Source organism: Paenibacillus abyssi, from assembly GCF_014640295.1.
GTDB classification, from domain to species: Bacteria; Bacillota; Bacilli; order Paenibacillales; family Paenibacillaceae; genus Paenibacillus_D; species Paenibacillus_D abyssi.
Genome location: NZ_BMGR01000030.1, coordinates 1 through 8,786, shown reverse-complemented (window position 1 = coordinate 8,786; position 8,786 = coordinate 1). Strand labels below are relative to the sequence as shown.

Annotated in this window: 6 protein-coding genes and 1 other annotated feature; of the genes, 2 read left to right on the top strand and 4 right to left on the bottom strand. The window is 49.4% G+C overall.

From position 1 onward, the window contains the following. On the bottom strand, nt 1-437 hold a 437-nt coding region (locus IEW11_RS24665), incomplete at its 3' end, for a helix-turn-helix domain-containing protein (protein WP_188533758.1). Nucleotides 438-738: 301 nt separating this feature from the next. Between IEW11_RS24665 and rpsD the strand changes: the two genes are divergently transcribed. Further along, complete coding sequence (gene rpsD / locus IEW11_RS24660; protein WP_188533757.1) at nt 739-1,338, top strand: 30S ribosomal protein S4; 600 nt, start codon at nt 739-741, stop codon at nt 1,336-1,338. A gap of 44 nt (nt 1,339-1,382) precedes the next feature. On the opposite strand, the gene floT is transcribed toward rpsD, so the two are convergent. The 3 genes from floT to tyrS all read right to left on the bottom strand — a co-directional run bounded on the left by floT (nt 1,383) and on the right by tyrS (nt 4,865). After that, nucleotides 1,383-2,918 carry a flotillin lipid rafts scaffold protein FloT gene (gene floT / locus IEW11_RS24655; RefSeq protein ID WP_308422763.1) on the bottom strand — a complete coding sequence of 512 codons (1,536 nt, stop codon included), beginning with the start codon at nt 2,916-2,918 and terminating at the stop codon, nt 1,383-1,385. A 33-nt stretch (nt 2,919-2,951) separates the two neighbouring features. Continuing rightward, nucleotides 2,952-3,482 (bottom strand): NfeD family protein, encoded by a 531-nt coding sequence (locus tag IEW11_RS24650; protein ID WP_188533756.1) that lies wholly within the window; start codon nt 3,480-3,482, stop codon nt 2,952-2,954. Between the two features lie 129 nt (nt 3,483-3,611). Further along, a complete protein-coding gene (gene tyrS / locus IEW11_RS24645; protein WP_188533755.1) occupies nt 3,612-4,865 on the bottom strand; it encodes a tyrosine--tRNA ligase in 1,254 nt (417 codons plus the stop codon). 53 nt (nt 4,866-4,918) lie between these two features. Continuing rightward, nucleotides 4,919-5,191, bottom strand: a binding site (T-box leader). Nucleotides 5,192-5,412: 221 nt separating this feature from the next. Between tyrS and IEW11_RS24640 the strand changes: the two genes are divergently transcribed. Next, on the top strand, nt 5,413-8,691 hold the full coding sequence (locus IEW11_RS24640; protein ID WP_188533754.1) for a transglycosylase domain-containing protein: 3,279 nt from the start codon (nt 5,413-5,415) through the stop codon (nt 8,689-8,691). Nucleotides 8,692-8,786 lie beyond the last annotated feature (95 nt).

Genomic DNA, 8,786 nt, shown 5'->3' with positions numbered 1-8,786 from the left:
TAAGGCGTGGCATCGATTTGCCACAGCATCCCCGCCTGTGCTTTGCGGCTTCGGGGCTGGTGTGCTTTGATGCGTCGACGCTGTTTCGCCTGTTTGATGCCTTTTCCCAGTAAGATCCGCCGTACACTGGACGCACTCAACCGGATCGCTTCATGCTCCTCCAGCAGTTCCGCGAAGTGGCAGTTGTTGCTGCCATGGTAGATCTGTGTATAACGTTCGGCAACGCGTTCCTTTATTTCATCCTTTAACGAGTGTGCCGGCTTTCGGCCTCTGTTCTTGTGGATAAGCGCTCTGGCCCCACCTTGATTGTATTTCTGTTTCAGACGGATGATCTGCCTCTTCGTCAATCCTAACGCTGCCGCCCCTTCATCGTTTGTCATGTGTCCACCGATAATTTTCTCCACCACGACTACCTTCTTCATCTCTGCTCTGGTCAATGTAATTGTCTCCTGTCCCATGGTGACATTATCTCAGAACAGTTATGGGGTGACATTATCACAGAACAACGACACGCTTCCTCCGTATCCTCTTGACAATTACCCCTTATATCCTATAATATTTATTGTTGAATAAAGGGCGTACGGTTTTGTGTCACCCTCATGGGTGCTCTCGCTGATAAGCCAGCGGCTGAAAAGCTTATCAGGACTAATGCGGCTATCCCGTTAGTCACTGAGAGGATCCGGCGAAACAACAATCCCCTTTTCAAACATTCCATTTGAAGAAGGAGTTTTGACACGCATGGCACGTTATACAGGACCTAAATTTAAATTAAGCCGTCGTCTCGGCATTTCTCTGAGCGGCAGCGGCAAAGAATTGAAACGCCCATTCCCACCAGGACAACATGGCCCAGGCCAACGCAAAAAACTGAGTGGATATGGCGTTCAATTGCAAGAAAAACAAAAGCTTCGCCATATGTACGGTTTGAACGAAAAGCAATTCCGCAATTTGTTTGACAAAGCAAACAAATTGAAAGGTATTGCCGGTGAGAACTTCATGTTCTTGCTGGAAAGCCGCCTTGACAACCTCGTGTACCGTCTTGGACTTTCCAATTCCCGTGCAGGTGCCCGCCAATTGGTAGCACACGGACATATCACTGTAAACGGCAAGAAAGTGGACATCCCTTCCTACACCGTTTCCATCGGCGATGTAATCGGACTGCGCGAGCGCAGCCGCAGCCTCAAAGCGATCAAAGAAGCGCTTGAAGGCCGTCACCACATTCCAAACTACTTGGAATTCAACGACAACGCATTGGAAGGCAAATATATCCGTTTGCCAGAGCGTGCTGAGCTTTCCCAAGAAATTGACGAGAAACAAATCGTCGAGTTCTACAGCCGTTAATAAGAAAATCCCCGGACATCCGGGGATTTTTTTTATGGATTCTATCAGATATTGCCTGGGTTGTTTATCATCTCTTCTGCCGAGGGAATAGCTTTGAAGGCAGCAGGCGGATTCGGTTTGACCGCTGTCGGCACTGCCCTTGACGTGAACCCTTTTACTAAGCTTTCAAGATCAATTCCGGATACACTCTTTAACATTTCAGGTGCAGTCGCCATCAGCGAGGTAACATAGTTGCTTACCCTTGCCGCTCCTTCTCCATTTCCTGTGTCCACCACAGTGAGCTTGTCAATGCCCTTAATCGGCTCTGCAACCTTACCAGCCAATTCAGGAAGCATCTTGACGATAATATCCAATACGGCGGCTTCGCCGAATTTCTCGAACGCTTCAGCAAGCTTCTCTTTGGCTTCCGCTTCAGCAAGGCCGCGAAGACGGATCACTTCCGCTTCAGCTGTACCCTTGGCCCGCTCGGCATCCGCTACGGCAAGACCGTCCAGACGCTTCTGCTCGGCCATCGCTTTGGCCTCGGCTTCAATTCTGTACTGCAGCGCGTCTGCCTCGCGGTAACGCTTGGCCTTGTCAGCCTCTGCAGCCTGCTCTACCGCATACCGGTCCGCGTCCGCTTTTTTCTTCACTTCGGCATCGTACTGTTTCTCACGGCGAAGGATTTCTTTGGCCTCCAGATCAATTTCTCTTTCCTTGCGCACCAATTCAACCTTCATCTGTTCTTCTACGACGCTCTGCTTGGCCCGGGCTTCTTGAATCGAGTACGCTTGATCCGCTTCCGCTTTGGCCATATCCTGATCTTTCTTGAATTCCGCAACCTTTAATTCCTTCTCCTTGGCGGCCTCGGCGATGTTCGTATCACGCAGCAGCTCTGCCTTCTGCCCTTCCTCTTCCGCTCTTGCCTTCTGAATCCTTGAATCTCTGATCGCATCCGCTTCCGCGATGTCCGCGTCTCTCTTCACGATCGCGATTCTCGGTTTACCGAGTGCGTCCAGGTAGCCGTTGTTATCGCGAAGATCTTTGATTGTAAAGGAGACAATTTGCAGCCCCATCTTCTTCAGATCTTTCGCTGCAACGCCTTGTACCTCTTGGGCAAACTTATCACGGTTGCGGTATACCTCTTCGACTGTCATCGAACCGAGGATTGCCCGCAGATGTCCTTCCAGCACCTCCTGCGCCTCACTCTTTAAAGCGTCGGTCGGTTTTCCCATGTATTGCTCTGCTGCCGTAGAGACATCTTCAATAGAACCGCCAATTTTGATGATCGCTACGCCATCCGCCATAACCGGAACGCCCTGTTCCGTATAAACCTCAGGTGTTGAAACATCAAGCTTGTGGGACAACAGGGATAAAAACTCCGCTTTCTGAAATACGGGAAGAATAAATGCGCCGCCCCCGCGGACAATTTTGATTCGGCGTCCGGTATCGTCCGCCAATGTGTTTCTTGTTCCGAGAAAAGAACCGGTAACAACCATCGCCCGATCCGGGCTGACCGTTTTGAACCGTGCCCAAAAAGCCAATCCAAGTACAACAATGACACCAACTACGATTGCCGGAACCACCAAATACTCAGGCATGCCATTTCTCCTTTCAAGATGAGCTTCTGTAAGTTACAGATCCAACTTGGACACATACAGCGTAGCATCGCGAACTTCAACGACGACGACTTTGGAACCGGAAGGAATGGGCTCACCATCATGGCTCGCAGCGATTTGATTTGTAATTCCTGCTGCCCCCACCTTGACAATCACTTCCCCATAACCTGAAGAGGGGATCGGAACAAGCACCTCTGCGATTCTTCCCGACATTTCACCGAGCGAATAACTGGTTGAGTTCTCGCTCTGCTGCATTGGCTTGACATACAGAAAGTAAACGCCCGTTCCGATGATGATCGCTGAAAGCACCGCGAATCCGATAACACCTGCCGCTGCCAGAGACGTGTAACGGTCAAGCATAATTCCGGCACCGCCAAATACAGTGATGCCGCCAACCAAGGTCATCGGCTGCAACCAGGGGATGCCGTCCATCGACAGAAAATCCAGCATGCCATCTAACGCCTCGCTGAGGATATCGCCGAATATGACACTGACGATCGCGTACAGGATGCCGCCGGTCAAGCATGCCCAGAATAAGGTTTCCATTGTTCCTCACCCCCAAATTCCAAATCCTGTTATCTGTTCCGATATTTATTACGCCGATTCTGTGAACAAAGTTTCACTTTTTACAAAAACCATGGAGATGCCGCCGATTATTTGGTAATCTCCTCAAATTTATTGAAGCTTGATTTTAACGAATTTACGCTTGCCTACTTGAATGACATCGCCATCCTTAGGCTCGACTTCCGCAGCCGGATCCGATATTTTATCTTCATTGATCCGCACGGCCCCTTGCTGTACGCTGCGTTTGGCCTCACTGCCTGAAGCTTGGAGCCCGAGCGTGACAAGCAGCTTCACGATGCGGATCTTGCCTTCCTCCAGCTCTGCTGTCGATAAGACGGCTTCTTCAATTTCATCCGGCAAAGCACGCTGTTGAAACACCGTCACGAAATGCTGCTGTGCCGCTTGTGCAGATTCTTCGTCATGGTACATGCGCACAAAGGTGCGGGCAAGCTGCATCTTCGCGTCACGCGGATGAACAGAACCGTCCTGCAACCCCTGTTTTAGTGCTGCAAGCTCTTCATTGCTCATATCTGTAGCCAGCTCATAGTATTTCGCCATCAATTCATCCGGAATCGACATGGCTTTGCCGTAAATTTGATTCGGCTCTTCATCAATACCGATATAGTTGCCCAAGCTTTTGCTCATCTTTTGAACGCCGTCCAGCCCTTCCAGCAGCGGGGTCATGATGGCCGCTTGGGTCGATTTGCCGTATTCCTTCTGAAGCGTCCGTCCCATTAACAAGTTGAACTTCTGGTCGGTGCCTCCCAGCTCGACATCACTTTCAAGTGCTACAGAGTCGTATCCTTGCATCAACGGGTAGAAAAATTCATGGATGCTGATTGGCTGTCCGGATTGATAACGCTTTGTAAAATCATCCCTCTCCAGCATGCGGGCTACCGTCACCTTCGCGGATAATCCCACGACATCGGCAAACGTCATCGGCCCTAACCACTCCGAGTTAAAGTAGATTGTCGTATGCTGAGGATCGAGAATTTTGAAGATCTGTTTGCGGTACGTTTCCGCATTGCGCTTCACATCTTCCTCGGTCAATTGTTTGCGGGTTTCAGATTTTCCTGTCGGATCGCCGATTCGTCCTGTAAAATCGCCGATAATTAACTGCACCTCATGACCAAGCAATTGAAACTGGCGCAGCTTGTGGAGCACAACTGTATGGCCGATATGGATATCCGGCGCGGACGGGTCCAGCCCCAGCTTCACTTTTAACGGTTTGCCTTGGACGACTGAGCGAATCACCTTTGCTTTGAGTTCCTCTTCCGGCACGATCTCAACGACCCCGCGGCGGATGACCTCCATTTGTCTTTCTACTTCCACCTGCTGTTCCTTTGTTAACTCTTCCCATTTCATACGTCTAACCATCCTCCTTATCATTGTAAAAAACACAAAAAATCCTTCTCGCCTCAAGGGACGAGAAGGATTTGCTCGCGGTACCACCCTCGTTAAAGCGATTCGCACAGCCATTCATGGCTGGATGCAAATCAGCTTTCACTTTGTCAAGGATAACGGATTGTAGATCCGGAAGCAGGCTACTTGCCGGCGCATTGTTATGCCGGGTGTTCCCCTGATCAGCTCGAGGCGGTAATTCAATCAGCGGCACGCTCCGGTTCGCACCTTCCACCGGCTCTCTGGTTCCGTTTCTCCGCGATCTACTGCTTGCCTGTCATTGCTTGTTGAATATATAGCGATCAGATTCACCTTATCGAGAAAACTCACCGCAAATAGATTATAGATTTTATACCATAGCAGCTTGCAGAAGTCAACGAGACTAACCGTATTTTCTTTATCATTTATAAAAGTTCACATGAATCATAAGGATTAATTCGTTCGCGGTTCGTGCCTTGAATTGGCGGTTTATGTTATAATAGAGAAGTAATTTGGAGGAGGAGTACATAGAATGGAAGAAGACCGTCAGAAACCAACACCCAAACGCAGCAAGTGGCGAACCTTGGGACTTGTTGCCTGGATAACGGTAAAATGGCTATTTATATTCGGCCTTATTATCGGTTTATTTGCTGGAGGAGCTGTTACAGGGTATGTCGCTTCACTCGTCCAGGATGATCCCGTCCGTTCCAGAGCGACAATTGAAGAACAAATTAATGAGAACGCCATCACAGGATTCGTATACTTTAACGATGGCCAGCCAATCGGACAACTTAGAACCGAGGAAGACCGGCGCATTGTTGAGTCAAACGACATTCCTCAACAGATGATAGATGCACTGCTTGCGGTAGAGGATAACAATTTTTATCAGCATCTTGGTGTTGATATTAATGGTTTGGGACGGGCAGTTAAACAAAAGCTGCTGAACGAGGATACCCAGACCGGCGGAAGTACGTTGACCCAGCAGCTTGCACGGCGCGTATTTTTAAGCTTGGATGTTACAGATGCGCGGAAGCTCAAGGAAATTTTCCTGTCTTTACGGATGGAGCGTTATTTAACGAAAGACGAAATATTAACGGCCTATTTAAATAAAATGCCATTTGGAAATGGCTCAAACGGCTATAATGTATTCGGTATAAGAGCAGCAGCCAAAGGTATATTTAATATTACCGACCTGAGTCAACTTAATATTGCCCAGTCCGCTTATCTGGCAGGACTTCCACAGCTGCCTTCCGTATATTCCGCTTTCAACGGCAAAGGCGAATACAATGAAAAAGGGATTGAGCGTGCCTTGGAGCGGCAGCGCCGCGTACTGGAACGGATGCTCGAGACGGGGCGAATTACCAATGCGCAGTACCAAGAAGCGCTGCAATTCGATACTCGGGCTTCATTGGCTAAACCAGCCAAGAAAGCATACTCCACCTTTCCGTACTTAATGATGGAAGCAGAACGGCAGGCAGCAGAGCTTTTACTGCTGCAACAGGACCAGAATTATACGCTTGAAGACCTTCGCAAGCCCGAGAATGCTGCAGCCGTTGAACAATCGCGGCAGAATCTGCTTCGCGGCGGATATCGGGTGCATACAACAATTGACAAGAAAATTTACAATTTGATGCGGGGAATTGGTTCCAACAAGGAAAACTTCTCCCCCGATGATAATAAAAAAGGCGTCGAGCAAATTGCAGCAATGATGATTGATCATAAAACAGGCGCAATTATCGGCATGCTCGAGGGGCGCGACTTTTATCTGGAGCAAATGAATTACGCCACCCAGATGAAAAGGCAGCCCGGTTCAGCCATGAAGACGATCGCAGCATACTTGCCTGCGATCGAGTCCGGGCTGATTCAACCGGCCGGTGTACTTGATGATGCACCGATCGTGTTGAAGGATGGACAAAAAGGATTCCATATTCCGAAAAACTCAAATAACCGGTATGACGGTCTCGTAACCGCGCGCGATGCGCTCAACCGTTCGTTAAACCTCCCGGCATTGAAGCTGTTTCTGGAGGATGTAACTATTCCAAAGGCTTGGGAATTTACACGCAAGCTGGGTATCACTACGCTGCAGCCGGAGGATGATTATGCTCAAACCGGCGTTATTGGCGGCTTAAGCGTAGGCATATCGGTCGAAGAGATGACGAATGCATATGGCGCCATTCCGAATCACGGCATTTTCAACGACGCTTACATGATTCAGAAAATTACGGATGCTTCCGGCAAAGTGATCTATGAACACAAACCGGACCCGCAGCGCGTGTTCTCCGAGCAAACCGCATTTCTGGCTACAGATATGCTAAGTACTGTTATTTCTGCGCCTGGAGGTACAGCCCATACATTGACATCGTGGTTTAACAAATACGGTGAAATTCCGATTGCGGGGAAAACAGGTACGACCCAAAGCTACGGCGATGTATGGTTTATGGGCTTCACCCCTGATGTGACGCTTGGCGTGTGGGCAGGATACAAGGAGCAGGTCAATTCGTTGTCTGATGAAGGTCGTTCAAGAGCCCGCAAAATTTGGGCAGAGATCTTAAATCAAGCCACCGATGCAAAGCCTGAATTGTTTGAGACAAAAGAGTTCGTACAACCAGAAGGTATCATTAGGGCAACTGTCTCCAGCGTAACCGGCAAGTGGCCGACAGATCTGACAAAACAAATGGGCAAACTTGTCACTGACTATTTCAATGAGAAATATCTGCCCAAGGAAAATGATGACGGACTTGTCAAGAGAGCGTTTATCTCCTATAACGGCGTCAATTATCTGGCTCAAGAATTAACACCTTCAGACTTTGTGCAGGAGCGGACACTTTTTGTCCGGAAAAAACCAATAGATGAGTTGATGGATGAAATCAGAGCCGCGCAAGAGCAGCTCCCTGCCAGCGACCGTAGACCGCTTAGCTATTTTTTGCCAAGGGACGCTAGCAACGATGCTCCGGCTAAGGTCGACCCACGCGTCGATGATGGGGCCGCACCGTCGCCGCCATCCAACGTTCGCTTATCTTATGGCAGCGGCAGTACAGTGAGCATCACCTTTAATCGTAATAATGAGCAAGATGTCGTCGGATATCGGCTATATCGCTCCATCAACCAAGGGCCTTTTCAAAAAAACGGAAATTCCATCGTCACAGGGCAGGCCTACAGTTTCTCAACCCAAATCTCATCTTCAAATCAGTACTCCTTCTACGTCACCGCTGTTGACGTAGCGGGCAAGGAGTCGGCACCGAGCTTAATGGCCTCAATGAGTCGAACGGCTTCCGAATCGCCTGGTTCTAATTCCGATTCAGTTCAGAGTCCTGGCAGCAGCAGAGACAATTCACAGCCGGCTGACTCTGGCAACAGCGGCAACCAGCCGCAGACAGGTTCCGGGAACAACGGCAATCAACCGCAGACAGGTTCCGGGAACAGCGGCAATCAACCGCCGGATGATTCAAGCAACGACGGCAATCAATCGCCGGCTACCCCGGGGAACGGCGGTAATCAACCGCCGGATGATTCAAGCAACGGCGGCAGCTCAGAAGCAAGCAATCCGCCGAATGCACCAACAGGGACCGGTGCCGTAAAGACAGACAATGGCATCCGTGTAACATGGGCACAAAATCCATCTTCCGATCAAGTTACGCAGTACAACGTATTTTACAGCGAGGATGGGCAAAGCAGATTTACGAAGATCGGTTCTACAAGCAGAAACAGCTTTGATTATCCCTCAACTCTGACAAGCGGTTGGTTCCGCGTGACTGCCGTCAATAAGAATGGCGAATCGGGTCCCTCAGGAGCTGCTCAGCTAAATGAATAGAACCTAATACGGCAAAGCCCCCTGGATGAATCTAGAGGCCACTGAATAACTTCCGATTTTTGAAGTATGAAAAAGCGATTGAACAAAAAAGACGA

Coding starts and splice junctions, on each gene's coding strand:
- rpsD (WP_188533757.1), top strand. CDS start 739: ATGGCACGTTATACAGGACCTAAATTTAAATTAAGCCGTCGTCTCGGC.
- floT (WP_308422763.1), bottom strand. CDS start 2,918: ATGCCTGAGTATTTGGTGGTTCCGGCAATCGTAGTTGGTGTCATTGTT.
- IEW11_RS24650 (WP_188533756.1), bottom strand. CDS start 3,482: ATGGAAACCTTATTCTGGGCATGCTTGACCGGCGGCATCCTGTACGCG.
- tyrS (WP_188533755.1), bottom strand. CDS start 4,865: ATGAAATGGGAAGAGTTAACAAAGGAACAGCAGGTGGAAGTAGAAAGA.
- IEW11_RS24640 (WP_188533754.1), top strand. CDS start 5,413: ATGGAAGAAGACCGTCAGAAACCAACACCCAAACGCAGCAAGTGGCGA.